Origin of the sequence: Marisediminitalea alba, assembly GCF_002993365.1 — a bacterium.
In the GTDB taxonomy this organism is placed as follows: domain Bacteria; phylum Pseudomonadota; class Gammaproteobacteria; order Enterobacterales; family Alteromonadaceae; genus Alteromonas; species Alteromonas alba.
The window spans coordinates 14,222-30,542 of record NZ_PVNP01000207.1 but is presented as its reverse complement, the minus strand read 5'-3'; the positions used below and the strand labels follow the sequence as shown (position 1 = coordinate 30,542).

Genomic DNA, 16,321 nt, shown 5'->3' with positions numbered 1-16,321 from the left:
GCGTATATTGCCAGTGCCTAATATCAGGAGAGATTAAGTGAACTTCATGAGTCTGACTCGCAGCAGCCTGGTCGCTGCTGCGCTGTTAATTGCGATTACCGGTTGCAGTGGTGAAGCACAAACCACCGCCGCCGAAAACCAAAATGATAAACTGGTGAAAACCATTACCTTAAGTAGTGTGGACCGCGGTGGTTACCGAGAGTTTCCTGCGGTGGTTGAAGCCAGTGAGGAAGCAACACTGGCTTTTCGCGTGTCAGGTGAGCTCAACTCACTGTATGTCACTGCCGGTCAGCATGTTGAAACCGGCGATACCATGGCCACACTGGATCCCACTGATTATCAGATAGCCGTGGATCAGGCTAAAGCCAATTACGATTTGGCCAAGGTGCAGTTTGATCGCGCTAAAACCCTGCTTGATAAACAACTGGCTTCTAAGGCCGGTTTTGACGAAGCGCAGGCGCAGCTAAAAGTAGCCGAGGCGACATTAAAGTCGGCCAGGACAAACCTCGCCTATACCGAATTACACGCGCCCTTTGCTGGTCAGGTTGCACAGCGCTTTGTAGAAAATTACGAAAGCATCACCGCCCAGCAACCGGTCTTTTCGTTGCAGAAAAATACCGTCGTGGATGTTGCTGTGCAGATTCCCGAAGACATGTTGTCGAATGTGGATAAAGACAGTCAGTATCAGCCGGAGGTTCGCTTTGATACTCACCCCGACCAGGTATTCCGAGCCAAGCTAAAAGAATACGATACCGACGCTGATGCCGCGACTAATACTTACAAAGTGGTATTTCAGCTGGCTCGCCCGGAAACCTTTAATGTGTTTCCCGGCATGTCGGCGACTGTCCGAGCGCAACTCGATCAGATCATGAAAGTGAAAAACGGCGGCTGGAACGTGCCCGCCGCGGCCATTTTTTCAGATGGCACCGGCGCAAGCGAGCAGAGCTACGTGTTTGTGGTGAATAACAGTAACCAACTGGAAAAACGCGCCGTTACCTTAGGTAGTATCACCGACGATGGTTTTGTGGTAACCGGCGGATTACAAAATGGCGAGCAAATTGTGGCCGCTGGCGTGCACCGCTTAAAGGCTGGTGAAACCATTCGGGTCTGGCATAAAGAGCGGGGGCTGTAAGGGTGAACATTGCCGGATATTTTGTTAAAAACCGCACCACGAGCTGGCTGGTCACGCTGATCCTGCTCATTGGCGGTACTGTTGCCTTTTTTGGCCTGGGCAGACTCGAAGATCCTCAGTTCACCATTAAAAAAGCCATGGTGATCACCCAGTATCCCGGAGCTTCGCCTACTCAGGTTGAAGAGGAAGTGACGTACCCCATCGAAAACGCCATTCAGGAATTACCATACGTCGACAATATCACGTCGATTTCTACGGCGGGCCAGTCGCAAATTACCGTAGAAATGAAAAGCATCTACCGCAAAGAGGCGTTGCGCGGGATTTGGGAAGAGATGCGTCGTAAAATAAACGACCTTACGCCATCTCTGCCATCCGGCGTTTACCCACCCAGGGTCATGGATGATTTTGCCGATGTGTACGGTATGTTGATAGCCATCAACGGGGAAGGGTACCAATACAAGGATATCAACGATTATGTGGATTACCTTAAGCGGGAGTTGATCCTGGTGGACGGCGTTGGCAAGGTCACCGTGCAGGGTGAGCAACAGGAGCAGGTGTTTGTTGAAATTGCTCGTTCACAGATTGCCTCACTGGGGATAAGCCCCAGCCGCATCAGCGCGTTGCTGGTGAGCCAGAACCAGGTCTCAAATGCGGGTAAGGTCAAAATTGGTGACGAGTACATCCGTATCAATCCTACCGGCGAATTTGAATCCGTACAGGAGCTGGAAAACCTGCTGATTAGCCAGACCGGCGCCTCAGAGCGCATTTACTTAGGTGACGTAGCGCGTATTTACCGCGGCTACGAAGAAGTGCCGTCGAATCTTATCCATTACAACGGTGAGCAGTCCCTGTTGCTAGGCATATCCTTTGCCGATGGCGTTAACGTAGTGGATGTGGGCGAGCGCATTATGCAACGGCTCGACGAGCTTGAATATATGCGCCCGGTCGGGATGCAAACCAGCTTTATCTACAATCAGCCCATCGAAGTGGATAACTCGGTGCAGGGGTTTATTCTTAACCTGGCCGAGGCCGTTGGCATTGTAATAGTCGTGCTGCTGCTTTTCATGGGCGTTAAATCCGGCCTGCTGATTGGCCTTATCCTGCTGTTAACCGTGCTCGGCAGCTTTATCTTTATGCAGCAAATGGAAATCAACCTCCAGCGTATATCGCTGGGCGCGCTGATCATTGCGCTGGGGATGCTAGTGGATAACGCCATTGTGGTGACCGAAGGCATACTCATCGCCATGAAAAGGGGCTACAGCAAAGCCCAGGCGGCCTCTTACGTGGTGAGTCAGAATATGTGGCCGCTTTTGGGGGCCACAGTCATTGCAATTATTGCCTTTGCGCCTATCGGGCTATCGAGTGATGCCACTGGTGAATTCGCCGGTAGTTTGTTCTGGGTATTGTTTGTCAGCTTATTGCTAAGCTGGGTGACCGCCATTACCCTCACGCCATTTTTTGCCTCGTTGCTGTTTAAAGATGCCGATAACGCCGGCGAAGATGAACTTAAAGGCAGCGAAGAGCTCTACAATGGTCTTATTTTTGACGTATTCAGCACCATTCTGCATGTAGCGCTTAAGTTTCGGGTGGTGACTGTAGTGGCCATGGTGGCCTTGCTGGTCAGTGCGGTGATTGCCTTTGGCAGCGTTAAACAGTCGTTTTTCCCGCCGTCCACCACGCCTATGTTTCTGGTGGATATCTGGCATAAGGCCGGTACCGACATTCGCGTGAATGCTGAGAAAATTAATCATATCGAACAACACCTGTTAAACGAAGATGGCGTGGAAGAAGTCACTTCGACGGTCGGACAGGGCCTGACTCGCTTTATGCTCACTTACCAGACCGAGAAAAGCTATGCGACCTATTCACAACTGGTGATCCGGATGCGCGATGGCGAGGCGTTGGAAGCTCAGTTGCCGCGTTTGCGCGATTATATGGAAACGGAATTCAGCGAAGTCTTTTATAAGATCAAACGGCTGGAAATTGGTCCTTCCACCGATGCTAAGATTGAAGCGCGCTTCAGTGGGCCGGAGCCCGCCGAGCTACGCCGTCTGGCAGAGGAAACTAAAGCAATTCTCGCTGCCGATAGCGGAACGCGTAATATTCGCGATAACTGGCGTCAGCAAACAAAAGTGATCCGTCCTGTCTTTAACGAAGCGGCGGCCCGCCGGGTGGGTATCAGTAAAGCCGATCTGGATAATCTGCTGTTAACCAGTTTTTCCGGCGCACAAATAGGCGTGTACCGCGATGGCACGGATTTACTGCCGATTATCAGCCGGCCACCGCCGCAGGAGCGCTTAACCGCCGATAACCTGGAAAACCTGCAGATCTATTCGGCCACGGCCCAGCAGTATATTCCGGTTACGCAGGTGGTAAAACGCTTTGCTGTCAGTTGGGAAGATCCCATCATCATGCGTCGCGACCGCAAGCGCACGTTAACGGTTATGGCCGATCACGATATTCTGGGCAATGAAACCGCGGCTAAACTGTTCTCCCGGGTGCGGGGCAAGATAGAAGCGATCCCATTACCGGATGGCTATGAACTGGAGTGGGGCGGTGAGTTTGAAGCCTCCAGTAAAGCACAGAAAGCCATTTTTGGTTCGTTACCGATAGGTTATCTCATCATGTTTATTACCACAGTGCTGCTGTTTGCTTCCGCCCGCATTGCCGGCATTATCTGGGCCTGTATTCCGCTGGCATTGATTGGCGTTAGCTATGGGTTGCTGATCACCGGTGCACCTTTTGGCTTTATGGCTTTGCTGGGCTTTTTGAGCCTGTCGGGCATGATCATCAAAAACGGTATTGTCTTAGTTGAGCAGGTGAAGCTGGAACTGGAAGAGGGCAAAGCGCCTTACTCTGCGCTGTTTAACGCTACACTCAGTCGGGTGAGACCGGTTTGTATGGCGGCGATTACCACCATCCTGGGGATGATCCCGCTGTTATTTGATGACTTCTTTGCCAGCATGGCGGTGGTGATCATGTTTGGATTAGGCTTTGCCACGTTGCTGACGCTGGTGTTTGTACCGGTGCTCTACAGTCTGGTGTTTAAAATTCAAAAATAGCCAGCCGGCAGGTTGCATTCGCAACCTGCCTTGTAACTCTTGCACTAACAGCCTGTAAGAGTTTTCTATGATGGTTTCATTCTTGTTACCGTAATTCTTAATATGTTGAAATATATAAATTTAATTGTTGGTACAACTCTCGCATTAGTTCTTGTGTTGTTTTCATACGCGCATCAGTTTTTCAACGCTTGCGCAATTTTTCATAGACAAGGAGCAAGACATGAATACCGATATTGCGAAAGGTAAGTGGAATCAGTTAACCGGTAAAGTAAAGCAGAAGTGGGGTAAACTTACCGATGACGAAGTGGAGCAAATGGAAGGGAACTTCGAAGAGTTCTACGGCAAAATGCAGGAAAAATATGGCATGAGCCGAGACAAGGCGCGTCAGGAATTTGATTCGCTGAACAGCTAATACAAGCGCCCCGGCAAACGCCGGGGCTTTTTTTGGTCGGCTAAGCTGCGCTTAGAAAGCGTAAGTTAGCGTTAGCGAGAAGGTGCGGCCGGCTGAGGGCTTAACGACCACAGAGTCAAACAAATCTGCTGAAGTGTAATATTCCTCATCCAGCAGGTTGTTAACCTGCAGCAGTCCGGTGAAAGGACCCTGTGCATAACTGACCGAGCCATTTACAATGCTATAACTGGGTAACATTACCGTTTGCATAATGTCGGTGTAAGTTTCATCTACCCAGGTAAGACCCAGGCTACCGGTCACATCACCCTCGCCGAGTTCCTGAGCCCAGGTACCATAAATACTGACAATATTATCTGGTAAACCGCCGCGTTCCATACGGGTGTTCATGCCCACAAATGCCGAACGGGGACCCGCAATCCGGCCACCATACACATCTTCCGGGTTCAAGCCATTCTGAGCGGCAAAGTCAGCACCGTTGATAACTGCCAGTGCACCGTTACTGACTTCTTCGGTATTGGTATGGGTAGCGGTTGCCAGTATCGACAGGTTTTCATTCACCAGCGCGCGCATTTCAAACTCCAGACCATCTCCGTACACGGCAACCAGGGCACCGGTCTGGCTGTCACGGTAGGTTTTGTCCTGATCGTACCAGGCGATAGCGGTATACAGGCGGTTATCCAGCAGGTTCAACTTCACCCCGATTTCCTGCAGGGTCGACTCCTGAATATACTGGCTGTTTTCAATGGTGGTTGGAATGATCCCGCCCAGCTGGTTGGTACTCAGAGAGTTCGACTCTGAGTAGGTCACGTAAGGAATGATACCATCGGCATTGTATGACAAGCTGGTATTAAAGCTGAACGCGGTATCACTGCCTGAGATCACGCCGTTACCCTGGGGATCACCTAAGTAAGCTACCCAGCCATTTTCAGACTCCACATCAAAGTAGTCGTAACGGGCTCCCAGCAAAAGGTTGAGGTTGCCGTAGGTTACGTCGGTCAGGAAGAAGGTGCCTGCGTTAGCGGTTTTAGACAGATGTACTTCGTTGAAATTACGGGTTAGTGTACCTTCCACGCCGGTGACGTTGCCGTCGGCGTCATACAGTAAAGTGGCATTCTGGTATGGATCGAATGATGCCGGGGAGATCCGGTCGTTAGCCGTTGGCCCAACAATAATATCGCGAAAGTCGAAGGTTTCATCCATCCACGCGGCGTAATTATCGAGCTCTTCATAACGATAATTAACGCCGACAATGCTGTTAGCCATAAAGCTATCGCCCTCGTATTCGAAGGTCAGGCTGCTGCGCAATTCATACAAATAAGCATCCGGGTAATAAGCGGTAAAGCCCCAGCTTTGATACTTGGTGTGATCCATGTAGTCGTAAAACGCTTCGTTTTTCCATACCGTGCCGCTGTCAAATTCGTGGGTAATATCAAAATAAGCGGTTACTGCCGTGGTATCGGCATAGTCATTATCGTCGATGAAGGTCGTCTGATGATCAATTTGTGCCGTGCCAACATCGGTTAGTGCATAAGGGTTGTCGAGCGTGCGGTCGGCTAAAAAGTTTCCAAAGCCACCGGCACAGCTCACTGCAAAGCCGTTATACATCGCGTTGCCGCTACCGGCATCTGCCGCCGTACACCAACTGTTTACGTTGCTGAATGCGTTGTTGAGGAAGCTCGGCGCAAAAGGCGCAATAAAAGAAGATTCCTGAGGTAACAGGGTATCGGCACCAACAGGGTTGTCGGAGTTACGAACAGGAGCCGCCCCGGTAATATAAGTGCCGTTATCAATTAAATCCTGAGTAACCCGGTTCCAGCCTGGTACCTGAATACTGTCGGTGGTTTGATACTGCAGGCCAAACTGTAAGGTGGTATTGTCAGACAAATCAAAGTCAACGGCGGCCTGAATGAGTTCGCTCGAAGGCTCGTAGCCGTCAAAGTAAGACTCAGAATCTTCCACTTCAGCAAACAGTTGCAATCCGCCGTACTTACCACCGATTTCCAGTGGAATACCAAGACTACCGGAAATGATCCGCTGATTATAAGAACCTACGGTAACCGACAGTTCACCGGTGACTTCATCGATGTATTTACTGCCGCCAACCTTGGCCGATTTAGGGGTATAGTTAAGCTGTCCGCCCACACTACCGCTACCGTATAACGGTGAAACCGGCCCACGCATGACTTCGAGCTTTTCAGCACCGCGAACAATGGTATTGAACGCGCCGGGGTTAGCTATTCGGCGAAAGCCCCGGAAATAGTTATCGGCGGGCTCGCCGCGAATATCCATGGCACCTTTAATGCCAAAAAACGAACTGGTGAATGCGCCAGGAGTAAGACGAACCAGATCATCCACGCTACGCAGAGCAAATTTGTCGACCAAATCTTCACTGATTTCGGTAATGGAGCGCGGCGTTTCATACAGGCTTTTGCCCAAACCAAATGCGCTGCTGTTTTCGCCATCCGGCATAATCGAGTAGTAGTCTGTTTTTTTACCCAGAACATCGATTTTTTCAACGTCAGCTTCACTGACCTCGGATGCTTCCTGAGCGTAAGCGGAGAACTGGCTGCTAAGAAAAAATAACGCAATACCGGCCGCGATGGGGTTAAACGAATAGGTGTGCTTCATAGAATTCCCTGTGAGTGTTATGGAAAAGTCCCGCCACGGCAGAGCATATCGCGTGCCAAAACCTGACCACTTGGTCTTAATTAGTCAAAAGTATAAAGTAATACAATTAATGCAAATTCCATGAAATTGAAATAAAAACTATATATTTCAGGATTTTATGTTGTTTTAGAATGGCATGATATTTTTTTGAGGTGCTCACGGAATTAAGGTGACAAAAGCGGTCGTCGTAAAGCAATCTGCACGGTTTTGCACCAAAAAAAAGCCGCTATGCACGATAAACAAACAAGAAATTGCGACCAGTAACCAGTTGAGTCATACAGGTTGGTATTAATACATTCAGGTGGTTATTTGCTATAGTCAGAGCGTCTTTATCAAACAGGAGTAGCTTGTGTTAGTACAGCAGGAAACCGGCCTTATCGTTATTGATGTGCAGGGCAAACTGGCAAGATTGGTCGACAACAGCGACGCCATGATTGACTCAATAGCCACCATGATCAGAGCCATGCAAACCCTGGGCATCCCGGTGCTGTTTGTGGAGCAGTTACCCGATAAACTCGGGGCCACGGTAGAGGAGCTGAATCAGTTTATTCCTGCCGGAGAAGCCTTTGCAAAAGCCACCTTTAGCGCACTTCGCACCGAAAGTATTGACCAGCAGGTTAAGGCTCTGAATCGCTCACAATGGCTGGTGTGCGGCATTGAAGCGCATATCTGTGTGTATCAGACCGTGATCGATTTACTGGCCAGTGGCAAACAGGTGCACTTGCTCGGTGATTGCGTGTCATCCCGCAACCCGGCCAACAAACAACTGGCGCTACAAAAAATGCAGGGCGCCGGGGCACAGCTCACCGGGGTGGAAATGGCCTTATTCGAATTGCTTGAAAGGGCTGACACGGAGCAGTTTAAATCGATACTCCCGTTAATAAAGTAGCCTGACAGAGCAAAAAAATCGCCGGATAGGGTGGTTTTCGCCCCATTTCCCGCTTTTTTTGATTTTATTTGCTGAAATCAGCTTGTTAGGGTAGCCGCGGCTTTTATCCTTTGTGTAAAATAACGGCCTTTTATTTACCCGCTGCTGCGGCTGTCCCGCACAGGGCAATAACAGCGGTGGGTGTTAGCAGCATATTAAGTACCAAGTTGGGGAAATCATGGAGCTTGAAGCGATAGTCAGTCAGGCCAAAGCGCAGATTGACGCTGCCAGTGACGCAGCAACGCTCGACCAGGTTAGAGTTGAGTTCATGGGCAAAAAAGGCAAACTGACCGACCTGTTAAAAGGGTTAGGGCAGTTGTCGGCCGAAGAGCGTCCTCTTGCCGGACAAAAAATTAACGTAGCCAAACAAGAAATTCAGCAGGCCATCAGCGCCAAAGGCGACGCCTTGCGCAGTGCCGAGTTAAACAAAAAACTGGCTGAAGAAGCGGTTGATGTGACCTTACCGGGACGTACCGAGTTAAACGGTAACCTGCACCCGGTGTCGCGCACCATCGCGCGAATCGAACAGTTTTTTGGCGAGCTGGGTTTTGCGGTAAAAACCGGCCCGGAAGTGGAAGACAGCTTTCACAACTTTGATGCGCTGAATATTCCGGCCAATCACCCGGCCCGTGCCGACCATGACACCTTCTACTTCAATCCTGAAATCATGCTGCGTACGCAGACGTCTGGCGTGCAAATTCGTACCATGGAAGCCGAGAAGCCGCCACTGCGGATCATCTCGCCAGGCCGTGTTTATCGTAACGACTACGATCAGACTCACACGCCAATGTTCCATCAGGTAGAAGGCCTGATGGTAGATAAGAATGTCAGCTTTACCGAGCTCAAAGGTATTCTGCATGACTTCCTGCAAAACTTCTTTGAAGAGTCGTTGCAGGTGCGCTTCCGTCCGTCTTACTTCCCGTTTACCGAGCCTTCTGCCGAAGTGGATGTGATGGGCAAAAACGGTCAGTGGCTGGAAGTTCTGGGCTGCGGTATGGTGCATCCTAATGTACTGCGGGCGGTGAACATCGACCCGGAAGAATACACCGGCTTTGCCTTTGGTATGGGCGTAGAGCGTTTAACCATGCTGCGTTACGGCGTTAACGACCTGCGCGCATTCTTTGAAAACGATCTTCGGTTCCTCAAGCAGTTCAATTAAGGCAAAGCAAAATGAAATTCAGTGAAAAATGGTTAAGAGAGTGGGTTAACCCCGCCGTATCACGGGATGAGCTGTGCGAACAATTGAGCATGGCTGGTCTGGAAGTTGATGGTGTAGAACCGGTTGCTGGTGAATTCAGCGGCGTGGTGGTTGGTGAAGTAGTGGAATGTGGTCAGCACCCTAACGCTGACAAGCTGCGAGTCACCAAAATTAACGTAGGCGATGATGAACTGGTTGATATCGTCTGCGGTGCACCAAACTGTCGTCAGGGCTTAAAAGTTGCCGTTGCCAAAGTGGGCGCGGTACTGCCGGGCGATTTTAAAATCAAAAAAGCCAAACTGCGTGGCGAGCCATCGTTTGGCATGCTGTGCAGCTATTCTGAGCTGGGCGTGAGTGACGACCACAGCGGTATTATTGAATTGCCGCTGGACGCGCCGGTAGGTGAAGACATCCGTGATTACCTTGGTCTGGATGATGTCACTATCGAAGTTGACCTTACCCCTAACCGTGCTGACTGCCTTGGCCTGCGTGGGATTGCCCGCGAAGTGGGCGTGCTGAACAAAGCCGATGTGTGCGAGCCGGTTATTGCACCGGTTGCTACGGCGATTGAAGATAAACTCGCCATTAGCTTAAGCGCACCTCAGGCGTGCCCGCGCTATCTTGGCCGGGTGGTTAAAGGCGTAAATGTAAAAGCTGATTCTCCTCTTTGGCTGACCGAGAAACTGCGTCGCAGCGGTATCCGTAGTATCGACCCGATTGTCGACGTAACCAACTACGTACTGCTGGAGCTGGGTCATCCGATGCATGCGTTTAACCTGGCTGCCATTGAAGGCGGTATTAATGTTCGCATGGCAACGGCCGGTGAAAAGCTTACCTTACTGGATGAAACCGAAGTTGAGCTAAAAGATAACACTTTGGTAATTGCCGATGACAACAAAGCGCTGGCTATGGCTGGTATCTTTGGTGGTCTGCATTCCGGTACCGACGAAAATACTACCGACATTCTGCTGGAAAGCGCGTTTTTCCACCCGGATGCGATTATGGGTAAAGCCCGTCAGTATGGTCTGCACACCGATGCCTCACACCGCTATGAGCGTGGAGTGGATCCGCAATTACAAGCCACGGCAATGGAGCGCGCTACCCAGCTGATTTTAGAAATCTGCGGCGGTGAAGCCGGTCCGGTGGTTGAAGCGGTAAGCGAAAGTGATATTCCGACTCGTGCCGAAGTGACTTTGCGCAAAGCGCGCTTAGCTAAGGTGCTGGGTATTGATATTGCCGCTGACACGGTGAGCGAAATCCTTGCGCGTTTAGGGCTGGATGCCAAAGAAACCGATGAAGGCTGGGTAGCTACGGCACCAAGCTATCGCTTTGACATTGAGATTGAAGAAGACTTAATCGAAGAAGTGGCCCGGGTATACGGGTACAACAATATTCCTAATCAGGCACCGGTAGCTGCCTTGTCGATGATACCGGCAACCGAGAAGCAGTTATCGGTTAATGCAGTGAAATCGGTATTGCTGAACCGCGGCTATAACGAAGCCATTACCTATTCGTTTGTCGATCCAAAAATACAAAATGCACTTTTCCCTGAGAGTAATGGCCTTGTGCTGCCACATCCTATATCGGCGGACATGTCAATTATGCGGGTAAGTTTATGGCCGGGACTGTTACAGGCGACGTCATATAACCAGAAGCGACAGCAACAGCGTATTCGTTTGTTTGAAACCGGCCTGCGGTTTGTTCCGGATGCAGAAGCACCTAACAGCATTCGTCAGGAACCGATGCTGGCAGGGGTAGTTGCTGGTCGTCGTTATGATGAACATTGGGATGCTAATGACAAGCCGGTAGACTTTTTTGATGCAAAAGCAGACGTTGAAGCACTTTTAGCATTGACTGGAAAGGAAAAAACGGTCACTTTTAATACAGAAACGCATTCTGCATTGCATCCGGGTATGTCGGCGGCGATTTACCTGGACGATAAATGTGTTGGCTGGCTGGGCGCGGTACACCCGCAGTTCAGTAAGCAACTGGGCACTAACGGAAGAGTGTTTGTGTTTGAACTTGAATTAGCGGCCCTTACAGACCGCAAATTACCTCAGGCACAGCCGATTTCGAAGTACCCGGCAAACCGCCGTGATATCGCTATTACGGTCAAACAAACCGTGAAAGTAGGCGATATAATAAAATTTGTTGAAAAAATTGGCGTAAATCAACTAGTTGGCCTAAACTTGTTCGATGTGTACACAGGACAGGGAATTGCTGACGGTGAAAAGAGCCTGGCATTGTCTTTAATCCTGCAGGATCCGGGTAAAACACTGGAAGATGCGGAAATACAAGCAGCGGTAGATTCAGTGATTCAAGGGCTTGAGTCGGAATTCGGGGCAGCGTTAAGAGAGTAAATTTTATGGCACTAACCAAAGCCGAAATGGCTGAACACTTATTCGAAAAACTGGGTATTAATAAGAAGGACGCTAAAGATTTAGTGGAAGCGTTTTTTGAAGAAATCAAAGGCGCACTGGAATCCGGTGAACAAGTGAAACTATCCGGTTTTGGTAACTTTGATCTCCGCGACAAAAACGAACGTCCTGGCCGTAATCCAAAAACCGGCGAAGACATTCCGATTAAAGCGCGTCGGGTGGTGACATTCCGTCCGGGTCAGAAGTTAAAAAGTCGCGTGGAAAATTCCAAACCACCGACAGAGTAAACCTCGTATCAAAAATGCGGGCCGGTACCTTCCGGCTCGTCATTTTTATCACCACTATTGCTGTTAACCGAGCCATCGGGACATAGAGCGGTACAGTCGCGCAATACGTTTTGTGCTCAGGCGTAGTAAAGTATCCTTTCTCAATTTCTTTCCAATATGTTGTACAGGTTGTTATGTTTTCAAAGAAAATCGTCGTAGTTATTGGCTTAATTCTGCTGGCCATGGCCGCTTTCTGGCAGTTTAATGGGTCTGATGAGCCCGTCACGCCGGAGTATGATGAGGCAGAGCTGGCGTCAATGGCGTTTCGGCAGCAAATTCTGCATGCAAGTGATCTGGTAGCAGGCATGGCCACTGCGTTAAAAAATGACGACCAGGCGGCCATTGAGCTATGGCAACAAAAAGCCATAGAAGTGGCCAAAGCCGCCGAGCTGACCGATAGGGATATTTCTTTTATCCGTTCAGAGAAGGGCCGTGAATATCTGGTCTTTCATGCTAAACGCGCTTTGTTTAACGAGGCTTTTGAGCAGCATTATTATGAACTGAAAGGGATTGACGCCTTAAAAAACAAATACCCCGAAGCCCGTGATTTATTTGCTGAGGCAGACCGGCTGATTGCTGCCCGTGATGCCATCATTATGGATATTGCGCGTGAGCTTAGCGACACAGAAACCCCAGACGAGGCAGATATTAAACAGGCCAAGGCATTGTGGCAGGAACGTTTTCGCCAGTCAGGTGAGGCACCTGTAACTAAAGACGAATAAATTACTACCAGCGTGTCAGGTAGTCGGCCAGTTCAAAGAGTTTATCTATTTTGTCACTGCGCTTTATCCATCTGTCCCGCAAATGCGCCATCCCCTCAATGTTTGCAGGACGGTGTTCACTCATTAATTGCTGGCGTAGCAGCGCACGCTCTTTAGGGTTAAGGATTAACTGTTGTAATTGGGGTAATTCGCCGCTGTCCAGCCATATGCCACCGCAGCCAGGGCATTCATCAATTTCCACCACATGCAGTGGGCTGTAAAAACGGCGAAGCATTACTGTGTCATCGCACGCAGGGCAATTAACCCGCTCATCCAGTGCGGGCAGGGCATGATGAAACTGGCGCAGATGCGTTTCCAGTGCGCGGCCGCGCTCTTCCTGTGGTGATTCAAATAGCGCGAGTGTCTGGTTTTCTAAAAACACACCGCCACAGGCTTCGCTCACAAAGACAGGAACTTTACCCACGTTGATGCGGGTGAGTTCACTTTGCGTTCGCGGGCATTTCATAGAAAGACTTTCTAAACTACGCGGCGAGCGGCGCAAAGGCGGCGCGGGTCAGACTGGCAAGTAATTGCGGGGCGAGTTCGATTTCCAGCCCGCGTTTACCGGCACTGCAGTAAATCAGTTCGAATTGAGTTGCGCTTTCGTCGATAAATGTGGGTAAGGCTTTCTTCTGGCCCAACGGACTGACGCCGCCAAGCACGTAACCGGTAGTGCTTTCTACTTTGGCCGGTAGCGCCATTTGTGCCTTTTTGGCACCGGCCGCTTTAGCCAGTTGTTTGAGGTTTAACTGATGGGTGACCGGTACAATAGCGACCACGAGTTTACCCGAGTCCAGTTCGGCCACCAGGGTTTTAAACACAGTGGGCGCCTCCAGGGAAAGTTTTTCAACCGCTTCCAGGCCGAAGGACTCGGCCTGTTTATCATGCTCATACCTGAGCACCTGGTGAGCATGTTTACCGCGCTCGAGCAGTTTTATTGCAGGGGTCATTGTGGCCTTTCTCAAATTACCGGTTAGTCGTTTACTCTGGCATAAAAGTGAGCGTATGCAAAGGCTTACCTGGCAATAGTGGGGTCATGCGATGCTTGGCATAGTCATCGAAACCGGCTTTGTAAAATGCCGAAAGCGGATGACCGGACTGCCCGCCCGGAATGGTTAATACCGCTTTATCAAGCTGGCCGGGGCGCACAAAAAATCGTTGGGAAGCCCCAAAACTGCGGGCCTGAACCGCTGGGATAAAGGTGTCGCCATAGCCAGGAATTTCCGGCATGTTTAACGCCTTGCCAAATACCGGGATCTGCCCGGCAAAAGGATGGGTAATGGCTTGCTTATTGACCTTGCCCCAGGCCAGGGTCGATAAGTCTTTTGACGCGCCGTGTTTATCCAGTAACTGTTGGCGCGCCTGTTCATACTGACTCAGCATATAGCTTTGCCAGTCGTTATGGTCCTCAGGTAACCACTGGGTGTTATCACTGCGAATCAGCTGCCAGATAGCCGGTTCGAGGTTACTGGATACATACCGCAGACTCAGATGCTTAGGTTTAAGGGCTTCATTAAGTGGTGCAAATGTGGTGTTTATTACCTGACGACGAAAATGCTTCACCAGGGTGTAGCCCACCGAATCAGCGCAGGCGCAGTTTTGCCAGTTATCCAGTGCTTCAATATCAGTTGCAAAGTAACCGGAATTGCGCTTTAACAACTGCCGGAGCAGGGCATGCCAGGGCTGCAGAAAACGGGCTTCATTATCGAGCTGGATTTGATAGAAACGTTGTTCGTCAAATTGTTCATAATCGAACAGGCGGTCGCGGATCTGCTGAGCCCGTGCGCCAAGGGCATAACCACCGTCGCCAAAGCGGGCGAGGTCGTCAGTGCCTATCACCCTCGAATTAGCAGTCCATATACGATGTGATGACGGGTTCATCACCACTGGCAGGTCCATTTCATCGACGTTCCATAACCCGTCCAGCTGCTGTGGTGTAATGGCCGTGTTATGTGGCACTTTACGGCCAGGGACGGCACCGGCTGGCATCCAGGCAATGTTACCGGCAGTGTCGCCAAGCGCAATGTTCTGCACCGGGATGCCAAGCTTTCTGACTACCGGAATGGCTTCCAGCACCGACAGCCTGGTGTCTAGCTGGTTAAGCATGAGATTAACCGCGTAGGGTTCCTGAGCGGTCCATTTTAAGGCGTAAAAGCGCGTACCTAACTGACGAACCGGGCCATACTGGCTGGTTAGCCGCTGATAAGTTTCTGGCTCACCTTTCACGCTGATGGTTTCATCCACGGCGGTTACTTCGCTGCGGTCAATCAGCACCCAGTCGGCGGTATCCACATAGGCATTGGTGAAACCCCAGGCGATATGACCATTAGTGCCGGCAATGACGCCAGGCACGCCGGGTAAGGTAACACCGGTAAGCGACACATCGTATTGCTCCACCGCATAATTGAGCTGGGCGCGATACCAGATAATGGGTACGCGCATGCCTAAATGCATATCACTGGCCAGCAGCGCGTCGCCGGTTTCGGTTAGGGCACCGCCAACAATCCAGTTGTTACTGCCAATTTCGGTGCGAAAGGCCATTTGCGCGGTATTGTTGCTCACTGCGGCCGGCCGCGTTTTGAGCAATGGAATTTCTACATCACCGCTGAGCTGGCTGTTATCCAGCGCAGCCTGATACTGAGTCGGCTGCAAAATAAAATCGACCATGGGCTGGCCAAACTGATGCTTAATTTCGGTGAGGGTAAGGTCGCGATTCACATTTCCGCTTTGTAAATCGAGGTACATGCTGAGGATCACCAGGATGCTGTCCTGGGGTGACCAGGGGGCCTGCTCAAAGTTAGTCAGAATGTATTCGAAGGGACGGGCAGACTGTTCAGCGACCGCCTGATTAACGCCTTCGGTATAAGCGATAAGAATGTCCTTTTGCGCCTGAGGTAACTGCGAATAGATGGTATTGGCGCGGCGACGAAATTCGTGAAAACGACCGGTTTTATCGACATCGAGGGCCATGCTTCCCAGCCACTCAGACAGCTCGCCGGCGGCAACCCGTCGCTGCAGATCCATTTGGAAAAAGCGGTCCTGGCCGTGGGCAAAGCCCAGTAAATACATGGCTTCCTTGCGTGAATCGGCCTGAATAATTGCCTGGCCGAGGGCGTCGCGCGATAAGGTGGCGGGTTGTTGAACCTGACTGACAATGCGATCACCGTCTAAGGCCGGGAGCGACTGACGAAGGGTAAAGTAAACCGCCATGACAGCGATAACCAGTAGGCCGATGACCCCTAACGTAATCCGTTTTAACCAATTTAACACGTGTAATACTCCCTGTTTTTTCTTATGCTTAAAGCCTTTCGGCGGCAGTTTGGTGGCTTATATCACCCGCGCTTCACAATAGCCTCAGGCAAAGTTTCTGGTTTGCAGTTAGCGCCATTGCGCTGTGCGGCACTTGTGAAGCCTGTAGTTTTGTTTGTCGCCGCGTCCTAAGCAGTTTAGCATTGTA

Annotated in this window: 12 protein-coding genes; 8 read left to right on the top strand and 4 right to left on the bottom strand. The window is 50.5% G+C overall.

Going from position 1 to position 16,321, the window contains the following annotated elements; all coding sequences use genetic code 11:
- Nucleotides 1–46: 46 nt before the first annotated feature.
- The 3 genes from C6Y40_RS22340 to C6Y40_RS22330 all read left to right on the top strand — a co-directional run bounded on the left by C6Y40_RS22340 (nt 47) and on the right by C6Y40_RS22330 (nt 4,606).
- A complete protein-coding gene (locus C6Y40_RS22340) occupies nt 47–1,132 on the top strand; it encodes an efflux RND transporter periplasmic adaptor subunit (RefSeq protein ID WP_105936606.1) in 1,086 nt (361 codons plus the stop codon).
- Nucleotides 1,133–1,134: 2 nt separating this feature from the next.
- Complete coding sequence (locus tag C6Y40_RS22335; RefSeq protein ID WP_105936605.1) at nt 1,135–4,194, top strand: efflux RND transporter permease subunit; 3,060 nt, start codon at nt 1,135–1,137, stop codon at nt 4,192–4,194.
- A 220-nt stretch (nt 4,195–4,414) separates the two neighbouring features.
- Entirely contained in the window at nt 4,415–4,606 is a 192-nt protein-coding gene (locus C6Y40_RS22330) for a CsbD family protein (RefSeq protein WP_105936604.1), read from the top strand.
- Nucleotides 4,607–4,657: 51 nt separating this feature from the next.
- On the opposite strand, the gene C6Y40_RS22325 is transcribed toward C6Y40_RS22330, so the two are convergent.
- The gene (locus C6Y40_RS22325) at nt 4,658–7,234 is read right to left on the bottom strand and encodes a TonB-dependent siderophore receptor (RefSeq protein ID WP_105936603.1); all 2,577 of its coding nucleotides are present in this window, start codon (nt 7,232–7,234) and stop codon (nt 4,658–4,660) included.
- 388 nt (nt 7,235–7,622) lie between these two features.
- On the opposite strand from C6Y40_RS22325, the gene C6Y40_RS22320 reads away from it, so the two are divergent.
- The 5 genes from C6Y40_RS22320 (at nt 7,623) to C6Y40_RS22300 (ending at nt 12,825) form a co-directional block, all read left to right on the top strand.
- Nucleotides 7,623–8,162, top strand: coding sequence for an isochorismatase family protein (locus C6Y40_RS22320; protein WP_105936602.1), 540 nt, complete (start codon nt 7,623–7,625; stop codon nt 8,160–8,162).
- Nucleotides 8,163–8,379: 217 nt separating this feature from the next.
- On the top strand, nt 8,380–9,360 hold the full coding sequence (gene pheS / locus C6Y40_RS22315) for a phenylalanine--tRNA ligase subunit alpha (RefSeq protein ID WP_105936601.1): 981 nt from the start codon (nt 8,380–8,382) through the stop codon (nt 9,358–9,360).
- Nucleotides 9,361–9,371: 11 nt separating this feature from the next.
- Complete coding sequence (gene pheT / locus C6Y40_RS22310; RefSeq protein WP_105936600.1) at nt 9,372–11,759, top strand: phenylalanine--tRNA ligase subunit beta; 2,388 nt, start codon at nt 9,372–9,374, stop codon at nt 11,757–11,759.
- Between the two features lie 5 nt (nt 11,760–11,764).
- Complete coding sequence (gene ihfA / locus C6Y40_RS22305; protein ID WP_073324884.1) at nt 11,765–12,064, top strand: integration host factor subunit alpha; 300 nt, start codon at nt 11,765–11,767, stop codon at nt 12,062–12,064.
- A 173-nt stretch (nt 12,065–12,237) separates the two neighbouring features.
- Nucleotides 12,238–12,825: a hypothetical protein gene (locus tag C6Y40_RS22300; RefSeq protein WP_105936599.1), complete on the top strand. Its 588-nt coding sequence runs from the start codon at nt 12,238–12,240 to the stop codon at nt 12,823–12,825.
- A gap of 4 nt (nt 12,826–12,829) precedes the next feature.
- Here the strand turns inward: C6Y40_RS22300 and C6Y40_RS22295 are convergent, their stop codons facing one another.
- From C6Y40_RS22295 to C6Y40_RS22285, 3 genes are read right to left on the bottom strand one after another with little or no spacing between them, the layout of a single operon-like run.
- Nucleotides 12,830–13,330, bottom strand: a complete 501-nt coding sequence (locus C6Y40_RS22295; RefSeq protein WP_105936598.1) for a TFIIB-type zinc ribbon-containing protein — start codon at nt 13,328–13,330, stop codon at nt 12,830–12,832.
- Between the two features lie 16 nt (nt 13,331–13,346).
- The gene (gene ybaK, locus C6Y40_RS22290; protein WP_105936597.1) at nt 13,347–13,814 is read right to left on the bottom strand and encodes a Cys-tRNA(Pro) deacylase; all 468 of its coding nucleotides are present in this window, start codon (nt 13,812–13,814) and stop codon (nt 13,347–13,349) included.
- Nucleotides 13,815–13,845: 31 nt separating this feature from the next.
- Nucleotides 13,846–16,134, bottom strand: a complete 2,289-nt coding sequence (locus C6Y40_RS22285) for a penicillin acylase family protein (protein WP_105936596.1) — start codon at nt 16,132–16,134, stop codon at nt 13,846–13,848.
- Nucleotides 16,135–16,321 lie beyond the last annotated feature (187 nt).